This is a genomic window from Psychrobacter sp. CX21, assembly GCF_057396255.1.
Window position 1 is genome coordinate 45138 of the sequence record NZ_JBXYJG010000011.1, and the last position, 19986, is coordinate 65123.

Here is a 19986-nt window from a genome sequence, read left to right on the forward strand (position 1 = left end):
AAGCATTGATAGTCGAACCACTTTTATGCTGATTGACTATATGACAATTATTGAATGACGAATATTGATGACGGATACACATGACGATGATAAGTAACCAATGCTGAACATTTGATAGCATTTAAAATAATAGAGGGGTATGCCGCTGATTTCAAGTGGTTTAAAGTTTACCAGACTCTATCTCCAATACCGTTAAGATCCTGCGCTAAGCGGTAGGCTTCATGATCATTCATACCCGTTAGATAATCTAAGATATTTAGAGCATTGTCATAGACATCATTATTTAGTGATCGGTGCAAATTGTGTAAGTGTTGGTCTAGTAGGCGTTTTAGATGCTTTTGTTCAAAATGCGGTGGCTGATCTGTTATGGGTAAAAGCGCTAATGGCATAAACGCATCGAGTAATGTCTGCAAACATCTATTTGCCATTAGCTCCATCCTTACTTTATCAGGATGCGCAAATATTTGGTTTGAAGCAATCTTTTTAGCCTCGGCGATGCCTTGACTAACGCTGACATCACAATGATCAAATAAGCTACCTTGAAGCTCGCCTGCTAACATATCATCCGCATGAGTGACAAAGGCCTGCGTGACTTTATCGACCAAACGCATCATAGCACGGCCACGTAGCGCTGCAAGTTTTTGCGCTACGGGTGCATCGTTAACCACTTCAGGCGGAATACCTCGCGAGCCAATCAATTCTAGCATTAAGGGTTCAACATCTTTATAGCTCAACATATTAAGATGGATGCCATCTTCTAAGTCAATAAGGGCGTAACATATGTCATCAGCAGCTTCGAGCAGGTAAGCCAATGGATGACGAGCATATCCATCATGATCGGGTGAATAGGGCAGTTTTAATTGTCCCGCCAGCTTATCCAGTAAGGTGGCATCATTATTAAAGCAGCCGTATTTATTAATAGTTTGGGCGCTTAAGTTGATGATGCTAGGCTTAATTTCAGTTCCTGGAGTCTTTTGTGACGCTTCAACCGCGGTTTGTGTGAGCGGCTCTAATTTGGGAGATATGATATTGCTGTGAGTGGCCAGCCAAGGGTATTTCATAAATGCTCCCAAAGTGGCACAAGTTAAGCGCATTCCGCCGCGATCAGGATGGTGCTCATTACGGGTAATGAGTCTAAACCCTTGCGCATTTCCCTCATAGCCTTGCAAGTCCAAGCGTTTCTCTTCAGGGATATGGTATAGAAAATCTTGCTGGGCGGGCTTGTTAAACCAGTCGCGAATTGCATATTCACCCGCATGACCAAATGGTGGATTACCAATATCGTGTGCTAGGCATGCCGCTTGAACAATCACGCCCACATCACCCACACTAACACCTTTTGGTAGACCATTTGATAGGGTAGCGTGCAGCTTCTCAGCTGCCATCATACCTAATGAGCGACCTATACAGGACACCTCAAGGGAATGCGTTAGACGAGTATGTATGCCCATTTGATTGGTCAGGGGATGTACTTGAGTTTTTTGATTCAATTGACGAAATGACTGCGAGAAAATAAGCCGATCGTAGTCTTTATGAAAGGGGGTTCGTGAGACTTCGTACGATTTATTATTATGAATACGGCCCAGTCGCCGGTCTGTAAACAGGTAAGACCAACGTTTTTCAGTACTAATATGCGCTAAGCTTGATTCATTTAGGGCACTGTTTAGGTTTAAGCGATGCTGTGTCATACGTTATTGAACTATGTTATTAAAGTATCTAATAGCATATCAGAAAAACTCTCGATGAGTTTGTGCAGAATGTTTATATAGGGCGTGTCCTCAATGGATACTCCTAAGATTGATGGCCAAAAAATGGCTATATTCTCACTACTCTTTGCAAATTTTCAGATAATATATTTATATTCTCTGCAAAATTTAAGGTGATTAGCAAAAATCTATCTCATTTTTGCCTCACCAGCCAAATAGGGGGCACGCCTTAGTTTGAATAAAGCGAGTAGTAGGGTGTGATCAAAAACTTGAATTAAAGCGCACATTAATAAAGTTAGCGTTAAAACAAAGGCCGTATAGATTTCTATACGGCCTTAAAGTAACCTTGGAGTAGCTTCAGCTAAATGGTCTGAATAGCTATTAGATCTTAAGTAGTTAAAATAGAAACATTACACATTAAATCTAAAATGCATCACATCGCCATCTTGCACGATATACGTTTTACCTTCTAAACGTGATTTACCCGCAGCAGCCGCACCTTTCTCACCATCATATTCGATAAAGTCTTCATAAGCGATGACTTCGGCACGTATAAAACCACGCTCAAAATCAGTGTGAATGACACCAGCCGCTTCAGGGGCGGTCGCGCCAACTTTAACTGTCCAAGCACGAACTTCTTTTACCCCAGCAGTAAAGTAGGTCTGCATATCTAGTAATTCATAACCCAGACGAATCACCTGATCAAGACCCGCTTCTTCCATGTCCATTGCTTCTAAGAAGTCAGCTTTATCATTCTCATCAAGCTGCGATATTTCAGCTTCAATCTGATTACAAAGTGGCAATACAATGGCATCTTCACCAGCTGCGTATTCTCTTACTGCATCTAAGTAAGGGTTGTTCTCAAATCCATCTTCACTAACGTTAGCAATATACATGGTAGGCTTTAACGTAATAAGACCATAGCTTTTGATGATTTTTTTCTCATCATCATCTATATTTGCCGCGCGCGCCGCTTTACCTTCTGCCAAAAATGGCTCAATCTTCTTGAAGACATCTAGAGCCGCTTGCGCTTCTTTATCATTACCTTTGGCTTTTTTGGTAAGATTGGTGATGGCACGTTCGACCGCTTCCAAATCGGCCAGTGCAAGCTCGGTATTAATGGTTTCAATGTCATCAATAGGGCTTACGCGGCCATCAACGTGAACGACGTTATCATCATCAAAGCAGCGAACCACATGCGCAATAGCGTCTGTTTCTCGAATATTGGCCAAAAATTGGTTGCCCATGCCTTCACCTTGCGACGCACCTGCTACCAAGCCTGCAATGTCTACAAATTCCATTGTCGTCGGTAAGACGCGCTCAGGCTCAACAATGTCTGCTAGTTTTTTTAGGCGCGGATCAGGAACAGGTACAATGCCTACGTTTGGATCTTTGGTGCAAAACGGAAAGTTCTCCGCAGCGATTCCAGCTTTAGTCAAAGCATTAAATAAAGTTGATTTGCCAACATTTGGTAAGCCCACGATGCCACAGTTAAAGCCCATGTTATGTCTCTCTTAATCTAATTGTAAGGTTAAATAAAAGTTAAATCGGATTTGTGATGCTACATAAAATAGCATGTGTGTTTAATTTGGATAGAACAGTTCGGATAGACCATTAAATTTTGTGTCTATTGTTGATTGTCATTATCGAGGATTTAGCCGTCAGATGTTTATATATCGGCATCTATATATCATCGGTTCTATACTAAAGATTCTATGTTGAAGGCTTATACAAAAGAGCCTGTATTATAGTCTTAATACGTAAAAGCCAGTTTTAATGTCTATATACTATAGTCAAAGAAATCTAAAATGGATACAAGGTAACCGAGTGCGAGTACTGCTATAGTAGGGCGAGCGAGGTTAACACCCTAACCGTTTAGTATTTCGCTGATTATAAAACAGCGACGATATAAAATAATATGCGTATTGTAGCAAACTTCATTGGATAGGGGGCAAGCTAATATAGGCATATTTATTTTGCAGGATTAGTCTGTTCAACCAGACCCAGCATAACCCCCATGTTTTTATCATCTTTAATATTAATGCTAGGCGCGTATAGGGCAGAGGCAATACCCCCATCTAAAAATAAAGCTTGGGGGCAATTCAAAGCGTCTTTAAAATATGCGGCAAACTGATAAAAGTTAACCGGCTCAGTACTGGTCACAAACTTGACGCTGTCATCTTCACAGATTCCAACTCCATTGCGAATCTTAAGTGAGTTACTAGACTCATTGAATTTAGGATGGATAGTATTGTCAATGACGAGCATAGGGCCAGATTGAGTGGCATACCATGGCGTCGTCGACCCCTCTTTTAGCATTGCGTCAAATTGATGACTCTCTGTGACATGAAAGTTATTATGTTTATCCCACCAAAAGATGCCATTTGGAGTCAAATGAAAGTTACCCACGCCTTCATTTAAATTCAACGACAAAATTTGCTGTCCTTGTATGACTGTATAGCCTATAGGCGCAAAATCAGCATCATACATTCCAGCGTTTGCAGCAAATATTAAAGTGGTATCATCCTCTAAATCGTTGATCAAAGTGTCAAATTTATAAAGTGGTTTGATAGATTGATCGGTATCGGCAAACGTGCCTGGTTCGATGTTATCATTTTGCACGGCTTGCATAGCTTGCACAGTGTCTTGATTTTTAACTGAGATAGGCTCAGAGCTCTTTGGCTGAGTTTTGCCTGACTTCCAGAATAATTTAAGGTTAAGTTGATCGTTGTCTTTAAGCGCTTGTTGCGAGACGTCACACAGTGCATGATTAAAAGGTGCCTTCTTTATTTGGCAGTATTCGCCTTTCAGCGGCGCCTCGTTATTATTAATCGTGTGCATGATTGATTTTAAATCATCTTTACACCCCATCAATAGCGTACAAGCCAATAATATAGGCAAGGATAATTTTAATAATAATATGGGCTTTAGCGGTGGTGTTAACACGGTGTAGGTATCTCAAATTAGGGTTCAATAAAATTTCATACACAAGGTAAAACAAGGTTTGATTCAGACAGAGTCAGTTATTTTATGACATTATTATAACCGATAAATACAATCGGGCCGTATGATAACAACCCGCTTTTTTATGACTATAACATCAACTCAACATTACCTATATCACCGCTATCTTTGTTTTTATCGTTATCTCTTGAGTCTTTGTTGTAAGCAACATAGGCTTCATTATCTGCTTTAAAGCTATTAGGATCCGCCATGACCCACATTTGATTATAAATATTAGCACGAGCGCTGCCATCAATTAGGACACCTTCATCCGTAAAGTAAAAGAATTTTGATAAAAGTTTGATTGAGCCGTCATTCATGCGGCGGGCAATATGATAGGCATGCAAGTCATCAGGATGCGATAAACCAACAGCGCCAACTATATTTGCTAACGACTTAAGTGTGTTTTGATGGAAGTTTGCCACACGCTGAGCTTTACCGGGCACATCAAGCGCCTTTTGACGATAGGGGTCCTGGGTAGCAACGCCAGTCGGGCAAGTGTTGGTATGACAAGAGCGAGATTGAATACAGCCGACTGCGAACATAAATCCGCGCGCGGAATTACACCAGTCCGCACCTAAAGACAGCATTTTAGCCAGATCAAATCCTGATACAATCTTTCCACTAACGCCAACCTTTATTTTATCACGGATGCCAGCACCCACTAAGGTGTTATGCACCAATAAAAACCCATCAATCAAAGGCATACCAACACTGTCCATAAATTCAACTGGAGCAGCACCAGTACCCCCTTCAGCGCCATCGACCACGATAAAGTCAGGATAGTTGTCTTCTTCTATCATGGCTTTAACGATTGCCATGAACTGCCAAGGTTGGCCTATACACAATTTAAAGCCAACTGGTTTGCCACCTGATAAATCGCGCAGCTGCTGCCAAAAGTGCACCAGTTCACGCGGTGTGCTAAACGCTGAGTGAGTAGAGGGCGAAATACAGTCTTCACCCATCGGTATGCGCCGCGTATCTGCTATCTCTTCAGTAATTTTTTCAGCAGGCAGTACGCCGCCTTTACCGGGTTTAGCGCCTTGAGATAATTTGATCTCAATCATTTTTACCTGATCGTCTTTGGCGTTTTGTGCAAAAAGATCTGCATCGAAATTACCGTTTTGATCACGGCAACCAAAATATCCTGTGCCAAGCTCCCAAATCAAATCGCCGCCAAATTTTCTATGATAGGGACTAATAGCACCTTCACCAGTATCATGAGTAAACTTACCAATTTGAGCGCCTTTATTAAGCGCCATAATGGCATTGCCTGATAAGCTACCAAAGCTCATGGCAGAGATGTTAAAAACAGACATTGAGTAGGGTTGTGAGCAATGACGATTGCCAACCGTTATACGAAAATCAGTATCTTTAAGGGGTCGACTGTTTTGAGATTGTAAAAACCATTCTTTATCATCTGAATAAAGGTCGTCAAGGGTACCAAAAGCATTAGTATCACTAATATTTTTCGCACGCTGATACACAAGTGCACGCTGCTGGCGCGAAAAAGGTACTTGCTCTTTATCATCTTCAATAAAATATTGACGAATCTCTGGGCGATAGTTTTCTAAGAAATACCGAATATGACCCGCAATAGGGTAGTTATAAAGGACAGCATGCCTTGATTGAGAAATGTCATATAATCCAACAACGATTAAGGCGGCACAAATAAGTGCCAGCCACCAAACTGAAGTAAATATGGTAACGATTAAGCCAATAGTAACTATGATTAATAGCGCATATCGTTTAAGCGCACTCACTTGATATTGGCGCTCATTTGACTCCATACTGTCATCTTGTGGATTCAAGTCCGTTCGTGATTGTGGCATAAACCGTCCTCTTCTTTCATAACCTTTAAATACATTTCGTCATCTATATGCCGAAATGTTTTATCTGTTGTATTCTTATCTATTGAATTTATATCTATTGTATTCTTATCTATTGTATACCGATGATAAGTTTTAATTATAACGAAGAATATCTTATTATCCCATGCCTTGAGACGTTAATAATACACTGTGAGTGGTTAGCATTCCTTCTCTATTTAAAAAAACCAACTTAATCTAAACAGTCCCTAAGCATTCCATCAAACTGTCTAGATGTTTGGCTTAATGTAAAGTGTCTGATTACATTGTGTATATTTTAGAAAAAAGACCGTTTTGCTCTATCATTTATAACTTGAATCGCTATAATAAACGCTGTCTTAACTCATATACGTGAGTTTAACGAATCTTTAGATCATCTCAATACTAAATCTAAGTAGATAAATGTTAGGTGAATGAAATTTGATGAATGTTTAATTTAACGATTTTATTCCCCGAATTTTTATGTTAATAATGTCGATTATTCTATAATAAAAGGAGCTAAACATGGCTATCGAACGTACACTTTCTATTATCAAACCTGATGCTGTAGGCGGCAACCATATTGGTGCAATCTATAACCGTTTTGAAGAAGCTGGTCTTAAAGTTGTTGGTGCTAAGATGTTGCATCTTGATGATGAAAAAGCAGGCGGATTCTATGCTGAGCATAAAGAGCGTCCATTTTACAATGATCTTGTATCCTTTATGACCTCAGGCCCAGTAGTTGTGTCTGTACTAGAAGGTGAAAATGCGATTGCTAAGCACCGTGAAATCATGGGTGCAACTAACCCAACTGAAGCAGCTGAAGGAACTATTCGTAAAGACTTCGCGACAAGTATCGACGAAAATGCTGTCCACGGTTCAGACTCTCCTGAATCAGCAGAACGTGAAATTGCTTACTTCTTTGATGAGAATGAAGTTCTAGATCGCACGCGTTAATTTACGGTGTTCGAGCAAATTATTGTCTAGATATTTATCTTATCTGCATAATAACTACGGCTAAGCGATTGCTTAGTCGTTTTTATTATATAATCTCAAGGTTGTATTTATATAAGTTATATATTCACAAGTTACTTAAGGTATGACAACATTGGCTTAATAACTTTAAGTTAGTATGGTGATTAATGTATCCTAAGCTAAACTTATATAGAAAAAAGGTTTTTAGACCCAATATATTAGACTGTGAACACAGGCTAATATGTCAAACAATTAAATTACAAACTATTTAGATCAAAGCCATACTAGACTAAAGAATAGACAAAAGAGTAGACAAAAGACTAGACATAAGAAATTATATGACCAAAATACCAATGCAGTCTGCTGATAGCATTCCAGCGACCTATAATCCAAACGATGCAACTTTTACCAAAGTAAATATTCTTGGTATGAGTCAGCAACAATTAGGTGATTACTTCAAACAAATTGGGGAGAAGCCGTTTCGTGCTACCCAAGTTATGAAGTGGATATACCAACATGGGGTTACTGATTTTTCGCAAATGACAAATTTATCCAAAGGATTGCGGGAAAAGTTAAGTCAGCAAGCTTATGTTCAAGCTCCAGAAGTCGTTCATAAAGAGTTTAGTGAAGACGGTACGCGTAAATGGGTATTTAAGGTCGCGGGTGGGTCTTTAGTAGAAACTGTTCTTATTCCTGCTGAAGACGGGAAGATAGAGGGGCGCAAAACCCTATGTATTTCTTCTCAAGTTGGCTGCGCTTTAGATTGTAGTTTTTGTAGTACCGGCAAACAGGGCTTTGAGCGTGACCTTACTGCTGCTGAAATCATTGGACAACTGTGGGTAGCTAATGCGTCTTATATGGAAGGTGTTGATCATAGCGACTGGGAAAACAAAGTAACCAATGTGGTGATGATGGGCATGGGTGAGCCGCTGCTTAATTACCAGCCTGTAGTGGCGTCAATGAGTTTGATGTTGTCTGATCATGCGTATGGGTTGTCAAAGCGCCGTGTGACGCTATCAACCTCTGGTGTGGTGCCCAAGATGTACGATTTGTACCAAGACATCGATGTGGCATTGGCCATCTCCCTTCACGCTCCAAATGATGAGCTGCGAAATGAGCTGGTGCCTATTAACAAAAAGTACCCGCTTAATGAATTAATAGCGGCGGCAAAAGCGTATGTGTTTGACAACAATCCTCGCCATAAAAAACACGTTACCATCGAATATGTGATGCTCGCTGGTGTCAACGATAGTGATGAACACGCGTATCAATTAGTCACCCTACTAGATGGCTTACCTAGCAAAATTAATCTAATTCCATTTAACCCATTCCCGCATACCCCTTACGATCGATCGAGCAATAACCGTATCCACGCTTTTAGTAATATCCTAAATAATGCAGGCTTTGTCTGCACCATTCGTCAAACTCGCGGCGATGATATCGATGCAGCGTGTGGTCAATTAGTTGGACAAGTCGCTGATAGAACACGTCGCTCTGCCAAATGGCAGCAAAGCATTAAAGAGCGTAATATGAACAAACAAGAGGTTTAGTATTCGTTGATCCTAAATATTAACTTGAAGTGCAATCTTATGGTAAATTAATATTAAAATAATAATTATTAAAGTTCACTATAGTCAGCCAACTACTATAGGTTACGGCGTTAACCTCGCTGAGCCTACATGAGCAGTACTTGCACTCGGTTGCCTTGTAAGTATTTTAGATTTCTTTGACTTTAACTATTAAGTTAAGGTTACAATAAGTTTTAAAAATGAGTTTTAATAAGATTAAGCCATCATTATGATTGATTGCTTGATAAGTTAGTATACTAATTATAAAATCTTCAACGACTCGTATTATTCGCTCAAGATAATTATAGGGACTAAAATGTCAGGCAAACCTTGTCATCACAATTCAATCTCAGTATTGATGGTTGCTATAATTAGCTTAGCAACAGCAGGACTAACAGGATGTGTCTCAAATAATACTGATATTGACCAAGTTGGTGGTTATTCAGCTGGCAGTTCTGCATCTAGTAATAATTCTGATAAAGCGGCAGCGATTCGAACACAGATGGCAGCCCAGTATATATCAAAAAATCAATTGGACGCCGCTAAGCGGCAATTAGAGAAAGCCTTAGCTTCTAATAAACGTTATGCACCCGCCTATGATATGATGGGGGTTTTGTTACAAAGAGAAGGTAGTCAAAGTAACGTTATTAAAGCAGAAGCGTATTTTTTGAAGGCCATACAGTTTGATCCAAGCTTTATGCAAGCGCATAACAACTACGGCGTTTACTTATCTCAGTTAGGACGTGACGACGAAGCGCTTGAGCAGTTCGAGTTAGCAGGTTCAGCCCTTGGTTATGAAGGCCGTATTGGCGCACTAGAAAACCTTGGTCGTACTGCATTGAAGTTAGATAATACAACGCTTGCCAGTCAATCCTTTGTTAGAGTACTTGAAAACGATAGAAATAATGTGATTGCTCATATTGAGCTTATAGATATTTTGATCGATAGTAATCGTATAAGCCAAGCACAGAATTTGTATAACGAGTTGTTAGTTCTTGTTGGTGATAGTGCAAACCAAGTACCCCGAATATTATTCCAGGGTATCAAGCTTGCACATTTACAAAATAATTTATCTCATAAAGAAAAACTTTCGCGACAGCTTTTAGCAGACTTTCCGCTAAGTGAAGAGGCAAGCAAGTTAAGAGTTTTGATTCGTAACCCAGAGGCATCATGGAAATAAATAATAAAAAACCTTTGACTCCTAATACTGATACATCCAACCAAAATTTTGGCTCATTTGGTCATCGACTCAAGCAAGAACGAGTGAAACAAAATTTGAGTATTGATGATGTGTCAAACGAGCTTTTCATTTTGAATCGTCACCTAGAAGCGATAGAAGCTGAAAACTTTAAATCTTTACCTCAAATTGCATTTACACGTGGCTTTGTATCAAACTATGCTAAGTTTTTGGGGTTAGATGCTGAACAGATTATTGAAAGCTTTAATCGGGCTTATCCTGACGAATTAAGACGCAAAAATGTAGATGATATCGAATCTCCGCTAAAGCCTATGGGGACTTTACAGCGTGAAGGCGGACGATCGTTACGTATCAATCCATTACTTATCTTAGGTTTAATTGGGTTAATTATTTTGGCCGTATTTTTAATACGTACTGTTTCGAATGCACGTGATGCCAGTCAAGCAGATAATGAAAATATCGAATTGATTGATGATTTTTCTGATGATGAGCAATCGGCTGGAGCCGCTATTGATAGCTCCGTTAGCAGTAGTGGCAGCGCCCTAGATTTAGATGACTCAGTTGCAGCCTCTGGATCTGCGCTAGGTATTGATAACTCAGTAGTTGAGACAAATACTAATGCGGATGATGCAATGACCCAAACTAACTCGGACAACCTTGAAAATTCGACACTTGATTTTTGGGTAAGAGATAACACAAACATAGAAGTGGTTGATGCCACAGGCAATACCTTACTATCGGGCGTGCAGCCTCGAGGTGGCTATAAATTACAGGGTAAACCACCATTTAAAGTTCAAGTAGACGCCGTCTCTAATGTTACTCTAAACCTTAATCAAGTCCCAATTAAATTGAATGACTATTCACAAGATAATAAAGCTAACTTTAGTCTGTCTCCTTAACAACAGATGACTCAATATAGTTTGAGTTCTTATATAGCTAACCGCTTTAAAAGTTGCGTATAAGTAAAATTAAGAAGTTGCACACAAGTATAAATTAGTAGTGAAATAAAGAAGTAAAACAAAAGTGATATTGTTAAGGCTGCTTTTTTAAATTGCAGCCTTTATCTTATAATAATTCCCTACAATCATGGTCATATAATAAATTATAATATGACGTTTCAGCGTAAAATACATCTCTATCACGTTACGAATCCTATATTTTTCAGTCAACTGAGAAGCACTATGTCCTTACCCTCTCCTATAAAACGTAAAATCACTAAAAAAATCTATGTTGGCGACGTCGCTGTGGGTGGTGATGCGCCCATAAGTGTACAAAGTATGACCAATACTGACACGTGCGATGTAGAGGCTACCGTCGCTCAGATCAACCGCTGCGTTGATGCAGGAGCAGATATGATGCGGGTATCTACACCAACGATGGATACGGTAGCCGCATTTGCAGAAATAAGAAACCGTGTTGATATCCCACTAATAGCCGACGTACATTTCGATTATAAAATAGCACTTGCTGTCGCAGAAGCAGGGGCGGATTGTCTACGTATCAACCCAGGAAATATTGGTAATGACGCCAAAGTTAGAGAGGTGGTTGCCTGTGCGCGTGATTACAACATACCTATTCGTATTGGCGTAAATGCAGGCTCTCTTGAAAAAGAAATTCAACGTAAATATAAAGAGCCAACCGGTGAGGCTATGGTAGAATCAGCCATGCGTCATATTGATATTTTAGAGCGATTAAACTTTGACCAATACAAAGTTTCAGTAAAAGCCAGCAATGTGTTCTTAACACTCGATGCCTACCGTCTGTTGTCACAAAAAATTGATAACCCGCTACATCTTGGGGTGACAGAAGCGGGTATTTATCGAACAGGTACGGTAAAGTCAGCGATCGCATTAGGCGGTTTACTGCTTGATGGTATCGGAGATACTATCCGTATCTCTTTAGCAGCTGAACCTGAGGATGAAATTAAAGTAGGATTTGATATTTTAAAATCTCTAGGTATCAGAGCAAATGGTATTAACTTTATCGCCTGCCCAAGTTGTTCACGTCAAGAGTTTGACGTTATTAAAGTGATGAATGAGCTTGAAGCGCGTTTAGAAGATGTTCGTATTCCTATGGATGTGTCCGTTATTGGGTGTAAAGTCAATGGGCCTGGCGAAGCGAAAGAGTCTAATATTGGTGTTGTTGGCGCTTCACCTAACTCATTGGTTTACCTTGAGGGTGAAAAAAGCCATTTGATTGATACAACCACTCTGGTGGATAATATAGAAAAGATGGTGCGTGAGCGTGTCAGTAAAGCAGAACAACTAGCTGCTAACGAGATATTACGGGTCGATGGTAACCAGTTTTGATAGTTACCTATCTTAATAATTACCCATCTTAATAGTTACAAGTATTAATAATTGCCCGTCTTAAAGCGGCTCAAGATAACCGACTTGCCTTTTAACTTACATGATAAGTTTATTTAAGACAGCTCTTTTGTAATAAAACAATAAATAATAAGATAAATATTGGGCAACCATAATGATTAAATCAATTAAAGGATTTAACGACATTCTGCATGTCGCAACCTCAACAAGCTTTGCGAGTGGAGATTGGCGACACTTAGAAACGATATTACGTGAGGTATTGGATCAGTACGGCTACGAAGAGATCAGACTGCCTATCGTTGAGGAGACGCAGTTATTTGCCCGTGCTATTGGGGATGCCACTGACATCGTTGAAAAAGAGATGTTCAGCTTTACAGATAAGTCAGATCCACCCACTCCCATTACTTTACGTCCAGAGGGTACTGCGGGAGCAGTTCGCGCTGTCATCGAGCATAATTTACTACGCGGTGAAAGTCCTAAGCTTTGGTACATGGGACCCATGTTTAGATATGAGCAACCACAAAAGGGTCGTTACCGTCAGTTTCACCAATTAGGTGTAGAGGTGTTTGGCTGTGAACATGTTGATGTTGAAGCAGAACTCATAGCCATGACCCATATGATGTGGAAGCGGTTAGGCATCGACCACGAGCTTACACTTGAGATAAATAGCTTGGGAGAGTCTGATGAGCGTTTGGCTTATCGTGACGCGTTGGTAGAATTTTTAACTGCTAAAAAAGACACTTTAGATAGTGATAGTCAACGCCGCCTGACGACGAATCCTTTACGTATATTAGACAGTAAAGACAAAAATACCCAAACTATATTAGCAGACGCGCCCCAGTTATCAGATTATTTAGGGGAAGAAAGTCGCGAACATTTTGAGCTATTGCAGCGCTATCTAAAAGCACTGGGAATAGACTATACTATAAACCCGAAATTAGTACGCGGGCTAGACTACTATAACAAGACTGTATTTGAGTGGGTAACAGATAAGCTCGGTGCTCAAGCGACAGTCTGTGCTGGAGGACGGTATGATGGCTTGATTGGTCAGTTAAAATCTATTGGCAAATCTGCCGATAAAGCAAGTAAGATCAAATCTGATCCAGGCGTTGGCTTTGCTATGGGGCTTGAGCGCTTATTATTGTTAGTCGATGCGGTAAACCCACTTCCTACTAAGCCTGTTTGTGACGTGTTTGTCGTCGTACATCCTGATTGGTATGAAGCAGGTTTGATTTATGCCCAGTCATTACGTATGGCGCGCTATGATTTAAGCGTTAAAATGTCGAGTGCGACTAGCTTAAAGTCGCAGATGAAAAAAGCCGATAAGTCAGGCGCGAGCCTTACTGTCATCATTGCTCAAGATGAAATAGAAAGTGATACAATCAGTGTTAAGACTATGTCCACCGGTGAGCAAGAACGTCATGACCGTCTGTGGTTACATGAAGCGGATAACTATTCTTCGGCAACTAAACTCAAGTAACTGACTTTAAGTAACTGACTATAAGTAACTTGAATAAAGTAACTGGATCAAAGATCTAGTCGTATAGAAGTCTGTCGGAGAAAAATCACTTCTTGATTGACAGTGATTAGTGATGTTCTTGATGTTAATTTTTTCAAAATAATGATTGTCCAAAAAGCTAATTGTTTAAAAAGCTAATTGTTTAAAAATTATTTAGCGATCGGTAAGAAATATTATATAACTTAATTTAAAGATTTAACCACTAGGTAGAATTATGGCCAAACGTCCCATTACCGTATCTTCTGATGCAAATGATCCTAATAACGATCAACAATCTATGGAAAAGCTAAAGAAGTCTGCGGGCTATATATTAGGCATTATCGTAGTGGCTTTGGCAGCATATTTTGGATGGAGTTACTTTCAAAGCTCATCGGTAAAAACGGACACCGTAGCCGCCGAAAAATATGCCCTTATAGATACGATGATTGAAGATCTAAGATATAATCCTAATATTGATGGCTCAAATGATGCAGCGGTACAACAGTTGAATGATCAAATTGATGCTCTAGTGGCAGACCATGGATCAACTATTTACGCATGGCAAGCTTTAATGATTAAAGCCCGTCTTGCGGTAGACATTGATGATTTTGAAACTGCAAAAGAGGCGCTTAATAAGGCCATGCAAATTGATTTAAAAGACGCAGGCCTTCACGCCATTACCCAATTACGCTATGCCACTGTATTACTTGCCAGTGGTGATATTGAAGCGGCTTTACATCAGGCTTCAATCGATGTGCCAGTACCTTTTGAGCCAACACAGCAAGAGATATTGGGCGATATATTTATAGAGCAAGGTAAGCAAGATGAAGCGGTACGTGCTTACCAAAATGCTTGGAGCTTATTATCTAAACGACAAGAAGAACGAGAGGTTTTGCGTCTTAAGCTTGAAAGTTTAGGGGTTAATCCTGAACCAATTGAACTTGGACCTCAAATAGTCAGTCAATCTAATATGACGCCGTCTGGGATACAAGAGGTTCCTTAAGCCGACACCGAAGTTGAAACTGAATCTACTACTGAATCTGAAGGATTGGTTAAGACTCAGAGTGAAAGTGCAAATACTGATCCATCTGGAACTAGCTCCTTAGAAGATGCTTCTTCAGAAAATACGTTAGAAGAAGTAGAGCAATAACTTTAAAGTAATTTATTAGGGGCTGGCTGTATTAGATAATTGCCCCCATACCCATAGAGTTTATTTAAAAATTAACAGAGCCGAGACCATTATGCATACTGATAAAGCCAAAACGTCACTGACCCAAGTCATTACTCAAACTTCTCTGATTGGTGTGTTTTGTGCCGCTATTGCCGTCTCGACAGGGTGCAGTAAGACGATCAAACCTGAGGTGAATAAACCCTCCAAATTAGTACAGCTTGAGCAGAGTTTAAAGGTCATCGATCCTGTGTTCCAAACATCCTTAAAGGGTCGTACTAAGCTTGCAGAGGTAAACCGCTTTAATGTAGGATTTGATGGTCGTCAAGTTGTAGCAGCCTCTGGTTCAGGTAATGTTGAAAGCTACGGTTTAGATGGCGAAAGACTATGGAAAGCTAATGTGAACGAGCCTATAGTTGGGGGCGTAGCCTTTGATAGTGCAAGTAAAACTGCTGTAGTCAGCACTAAGTCTGCACGAGTTATTGCTTTTGATACCACAACAGGTAACGTCAAGTGGGAAAGTAAGCTTGGCGGCACCGTGCTATCTCCTGCTTTGATTCATAATAATCGCGTGGTGTTATCGGGAAATGATGGTGTTATGTATGGTCTGGCTTTACAGACTGGCGCTGTTATATGGCAGTACACCACTCAAGCCCCTGCGATAAGTGTACGAGGTAGTTCATCACCCATATTACTCGGTTCGCAATCTGTACTTATTGGCGGCGCCGATGGACGTCTGCATGCTGTCGATATCGAAACAGGTATACCTGAATGGAACCGCAGAGTGGGCATTCCATCAGGAGCCAGTGAAGTGCAGCGTATGACAGATGTTGATGGTACTCCGGTCATTGATAATGGTCAGCTTTATGCAATCAGCTACAGTGGCCAATTAATTGGAGTTGATTTGGTCAATAGTCAAATCATGTTCCTCCAAGAAGCCGCGAGTCGCAATAGCGTCGCCGTTGTTGGTAATGCGGTTATCGTAACGACATTGGATGGTATGGTCATTGCCTATCATCGAACGACGGGAGAGCTAATGTGGAAGAACGATGCACTTGCTTATCGTAAGCTGAGTAATCCACAACTAATAGGTAATTATATAGCCATTGGTGATTTAGATGGCGTGATTCATATCCTATCTCCAGAAAGTGGACGTATTATGAGCCGTACAAAAACAAAGGGCGCTATCAACAAACTTAGTAGTGTTTCAGATTATTTATTATCGCAGACGACTTCTGGGCAAGTTAATGCATGGCGGTTAGTACGGTAAACTGTCTTTATTACATGTGTTTAGCTAGTTATTCGTTTAGTTATTCGTTTAGCAAGTTATAAGCTTAGCTAAGTTTCCGTTTAATGATGTAACCGTTTAATGAAGTACTCGGTTAGCGGTTATCTGTTTAGCTGATTTTAATAACCAAAGGTTCGCTGTCGTAAATATATAGCCCTGTAGAAATATCTTTAAATTCTAATAGTGTGTAAGGCCAAGCTTCTAACTTCGCTCGTCGCCTAGCCAATTCATCTTTTCTTAGGTTAGGATCTAGTACAGGCGTGGTTGAACGCATTAGAAAGCTTGCCTCGTAAAATGGACGATGTGTAAACCATTCAATATAATGAGCAGGACGCAGCTTATCTACATTTAATGACTCAAAGTCATCGCGGTTATTGATATAACACCAGTTATGCATAGGGAAGCTTCCATTTAGCCACTCTGGTAACACGCGTTTACGTTCATCAAAGGGTTTAAAAAACCGACCTTTTAACACAGCAAAGCGCTTGTCGATCTTTACCTTTTCATAAAAATCCAGATCTACCCAAACGCTACGAAAAGGTTTGGTTTGCATATGTACTAACTTACGCTCAAGCGTATCGCGTGAATTGATACCTACCCAGTCTGAAAAATCATAAGGCGCACTACCCAAATAAAATTTAACTGCCAGTTCCCAATGTTCAATATCCATGGTGTCATGGTTGCGTAAGATAAAATCAAGTTCACCTGTAGTTTCAAGTCCTTTATATAATTGAATATTATGAGCTACTACCTCAAAAGGGTGCAAATTGAGTCGATAGCCATCTTCTAGCCAATAATGCAATAACCCTTCAAAATGAAAGCCAAGCCGATACGGGCTAGGCCTTGACATTAGGTAACGGGTTAAGTCTTGATAAGCTTCAGTATTATCAAGCTCATGTAGACGAGAGGCATAACTGTCATATTGTTCACGCCAAAAGTCAATATCGTGTACATTTATGATAGGAGAAACCAAATCGGGGTGGGGTGATACCCAATGGGTCAACGCATCGGGACATGCCAATGCAAACGCTAAGTCGCGTACAAATGGGCGGTTGTAAGTCTGCCAAGGTGCAGTAGCTGTAGATGGCTGATTTGAGTCTGTTAGCATGTGTGATAAGGTCTATTTCAATTAATAAATACGTATAATAGCAAATAAAGATTAGAATATAACTAGGGCGTGGTGACCCTTCAAACAGGGCGCTTGAGTTTTGAGGTCACTGTGCCAGCAGCAGCATACAATCTAAGGTGAATAAATGAGCGGCAATAATACTCATCAAAGTGCGCTAGTGATAGATACCGAAACGGATCAAGGGCGCAATCCTAGACCCATTCAGGTAGCAACGATAGATGCCATAACGGGTCATGAATGGATGTCATATTTTAACAGCGGGCGTTCTATATCGCCGGTAGTGACCAAAATTCATGGCATCACAGATGAGGATGTGGCGGGACTAGAGGCGTTTAATCTCAATAAGATGACATTGACAGATTATCTTATAGGTCATAATGTACGCTTTGATTGGGGTGTGATAGGTAGACCTTCTGTAAAACTCATATGTACAGTACGTCTTGCTCGCGTAGCCTTTCCAGAATGGCATCGATATTCGCAATCAAAATGTATCGAACAGCTTATCGGAACCGAAAAAGCTGCACAAATGACTGCGCACGCACATGATGCCTTAGGCGATGCACGTATGTGCTATTTGCTCTATCAAGCCTGTTGCGAACGGCTAAAAATAGAAGTAACTGACTTTGCAGCGGCACACAAAATATCTAATAATGCCAAACCGGTAACGCGTATGCCTTTTGGTAAACATAAAGGCAAGCTTGTGAGTGAGCTGCCCATCCATTATGCAAGATGGATGCTAAAGAATATACCTAACTTAAAGCCATCATTATATTCGGCATTACAGCGGCGTATTGACAAAGAAGCGGACCAAAAAGCTAATCTTAAAACTGACCAAAAAGCTGAACAGCAATCTGTCATTGAAACCACTAAAAAATCTGACAAAGAAGCTACTATAAAAGCTACAAAGAAATCAAATAGCCCTCAAAACAGTCCTTAAAATAGCAATTAAAATAGAACCTACTACTAACGCTGGCAAAGAATTAATAGCTAAAGCTTCGCAAACAGCATACTCAATAAGTTCTATCTAAACTTTATGATATTAAGCAGTTTTAGGGTCACTACGTTTATCATGTGACTCATGACTGTGAGATAGTATCCAGTCTGTAGCCATCTCCCACAAGTGAGGGGCTTTAGCATACACTTTACGACTAAAGTATTTCATGTGACCGATTGAGCTTACCCCTAATTCTTTAGGATCAAACATGCATTTTTGGACAGGCATGGCGGTAAATACGGCAAGCATGTCCTCTAAGTTTTTAGCATTAGCGATATCATCATCCGTAAAGTTAACCCATAACCCAGGGATATCAAACTCGTTATAATAGTGGGTAAAAATAGTATCACCGAAGGCTGTTTTTACATACCCTTTGCCATTACACCAGTCTCGCCACTGTTTTGCAACGCCACGCGGTAGGGGTTGTCCCATACCAAATTTGTGAGATGGCGTATACCCAAGCAGCGTATTGCTTACTGGAATAACACCATCCATAAATAATATGGCTTGAGCTTTAAAAGGCATGTCCATATTCTTAATACGTCCAGATGAACACGAGACATTAAACACCGAAGATAAAGCCTTGTAATTAGGCATCAGACCTATCAGCTGACCACCAGCGCTATGGCCAACTAAATGATAACTGGCATTTGGAAACTCATCTTGTAGCACCTCCAATATGGAGGTAGCATCATGACGCCCCCAAGTTATTAAAGACGCATCACATTTTGATAACTCACCTATTAATGAGTCGCCAATCCCTTCATTATCATAGGTAATGACTGCAAACCCTTGATCAGCGAGATAACTTGCAAAGCTGTTATAAAAAGAGCGCTTGATACCTGTGGCAGGCCCTATCATAACGGCATTGCCGATGTCCTCATGACTCGTATTGCTAGGGACATATAAACTGGCAGTTAAGGGCTGATTACGCTCAGTAATAACAGTCAAGGTCGTTTTATTAATCGGCGATGGGGTATTGTTAGGTGTTGACGGTTTATTCGATTCAGTTAGACTTTTTGCTTGAGTTTTTTGTGCGGTATTCGTATTGTTCATAATTACTGCCCTGTAAGTATTGTCTTATTTAGTTATGGTTCAGGTCGTAATGATTTAAAATATCTATCATAAGAGATTTACGCTAAATTAGGTATAAAAGTTTTGAAATCATTAACTGTCACCTCGCCATTGAATGTCATCTCGCAAAGCTATGAAACATAGTGAAAAGGTTTGCCTAATCAGACTATGATATTATTAATGATTAATTATATAGACGATAAAGGTTGTT

15 protein-coding genes are annotated in these 19986 nt (G+C 40.2%); 9 read left to right on the top strand and 6 right to left on the bottom strand.

The genetic code is table 11. The annotated features are described in order from the left end of the window. Window positions 1-167 precede the first annotated feature (167 nt). The 4 genes from AC2SLP_RS07735 to AC2SLP_RS07750 all read right to left on the bottom strand — a co-directional run bounded on the left by AC2SLP_RS07735 (window position 168) and on the right by AC2SLP_RS07750 (window position 6541). Window positions 168-1688, bottom strand: coding sequence for a deoxyguanosinetriphosphate triphosphohydrolase (locus AC2SLP_RS07735; RefSeq protein ID WP_486536097.1), 1521 nt, complete (start codon window positions 1686-1688; stop codon window positions 168-170). Between the two features lie 428 nt (window positions 1689-2116). Next, entirely contained in the window at window positions 2117-3208 is a 1092-nt protein-coding gene (gene ychF, locus AC2SLP_RS07740) for a redox-regulated ATPase YchF (protein WP_486536098.1), read from the bottom strand. 469 nt (window positions 3209-3677) lie between these two features. After that, window positions 3678-4652, bottom strand: coding sequence for a phosphodiester glycosidase family protein (locus tag AC2SLP_RS07745; protein ID WP_486536099.1), 975 nt, complete (start codon window positions 4650-4652; stop codon window positions 3678-3680). Window positions 4653-4798: 146 nt separating this feature from the next. After that, a complete protein-coding gene (locus AC2SLP_RS07750; protein WP_486536100.1) occupies window positions 4799-6541 on the bottom strand; it encodes an FMN-binding glutamate synthase family protein in 1743 nt (580 codons plus the stop codon). Between the two features lie 540 nt (window positions 6542-7081). On the opposite strand from AC2SLP_RS07750, the gene ndk reads away from it, so the two are divergent. The 8 genes from ndk (at window position 7082) to bamB (ending at window position 16560) form a co-directional block, all read left to right on the top strand. Beyond that, on the top strand, window positions 7082-7513 hold the full coding sequence (ndk, locus tag AC2SLP_RS07755; protein ID WP_486536101.1) for a nucleoside-diphosphate kinase: 432 nt from the start codon (window positions 7082-7084) through the stop codon (window positions 7511-7513). Window positions 7514-7869: 356 nt separating this feature from the next. Further along, entirely contained in the window at window positions 7870-9081 is a 1212-nt protein-coding gene (gene rlmN / locus AC2SLP_RS07760; protein ID WP_486536102.1) for a dual-specificity RNA methyltransferase RlmN, read from the top strand. A 334-nt stretch (window positions 9082-9415) separates the two neighbouring features. Continuing rightward, on the top strand, window positions 9416-10279 hold the full coding sequence (pilW, locus tag AC2SLP_RS07765) for a type IV pilus biogenesis/stability protein PilW (protein WP_486536103.1): 864 nt from the start codon (window positions 9416-9418) through the stop codon (window positions 10277-10279). Continuing rightward, window positions 10270-11196, top strand: a complete 927-nt coding sequence (locus tag AC2SLP_RS07770) for a helix-turn-helix domain-containing protein (protein WP_486536104.1) — start codon at window positions 10270-10272, stop codon at window positions 11194-11196. Before pilW ends, AC2SLP_RS07770 begins: the two co-directional genes overlap by 10 nt. Window positions 11197-11478: 282 nt before the next feature. After that, the gene (gene ispG / locus AC2SLP_RS07775; protein WP_486536105.1) at window positions 11479-12606 is read left to right on the top strand and encodes a flavodoxin-dependent (E)-4-hydroxy-3-methylbut-2-enyl-diphosphate synthase; all 1128 of its coding nucleotides are present in this window, start codon (window positions 11479-11481) and stop codon (window positions 12604-12606) included. Between the two features lie 172 nt (window positions 12607-12778). Beyond that, the gene (gene hisS, locus AC2SLP_RS07780) at window positions 12779-14104 is read left to right on the top strand and encodes a histidine--tRNA ligase (protein ID WP_486536106.1); all 1326 of its coding nucleotides are present in this window, start codon (window positions 12779-12781) and stop codon (window positions 14102-14104) included. 253 nt (window positions 14105-14357) lie between these two features. Continuing rightward, window positions 14358-15125 carry a YfgM family protein gene (locus tag AC2SLP_RS07785; RefSeq protein ID WP_486536107.1) on the top strand — a complete coding sequence of 256 codons (768 nt, stop codon included), beginning with the start codon at window positions 14358-14360 and terminating at the stop codon, window positions 15123-15125. 238 nt (window positions 15126-15363) lie between these two features. Further along, window positions 15364-16560: an outer membrane protein assembly factor BamB gene (gene bamB / locus AC2SLP_RS07790; RefSeq protein WP_486536108.1), complete on the top strand. Its 1197-nt coding sequence runs from the start codon at window positions 15364-15366 to the stop codon at window positions 16558-16560. A 127-nt stretch (window positions 16561-16687) separates the two neighbouring features. Here the strand turns inward: bamB and AC2SLP_RS07795 are convergent, their stop codons facing one another. Next, window positions 16688-17686 (bottom strand): DUF1853 family protein, encoded by a 999-nt coding sequence (locus AC2SLP_RS07795; RefSeq protein WP_486536109.1) that lies wholly within the window; start codon window positions 17684-17686, stop codon window positions 16688-16690. Between the two features lie 145 nt (window positions 17687-17831). On the opposite strand from AC2SLP_RS07795, the gene AC2SLP_RS07800 reads away from it, so the two are divergent. Beyond that, window positions 17832-18644, top strand: a complete 813-nt coding sequence (locus AC2SLP_RS07800; protein WP_486536110.1) for a 3'-5' exonuclease — start codon at window positions 17832-17834, stop codon at window positions 18642-18644. 102 nt (window positions 18645-18746) lie between these two features. On the opposite strand, the gene AC2SLP_RS07805 is transcribed toward AC2SLP_RS07800, so the two are convergent. After that, a complete protein-coding gene (locus AC2SLP_RS07805; protein WP_486536111.1) occupies window positions 18747-19757 on the bottom strand; it encodes an alpha/beta hydrolase family protein in 1011 nt (336 codons plus the stop codon). Window positions 19758-19986 lie beyond the last annotated feature (229 nt).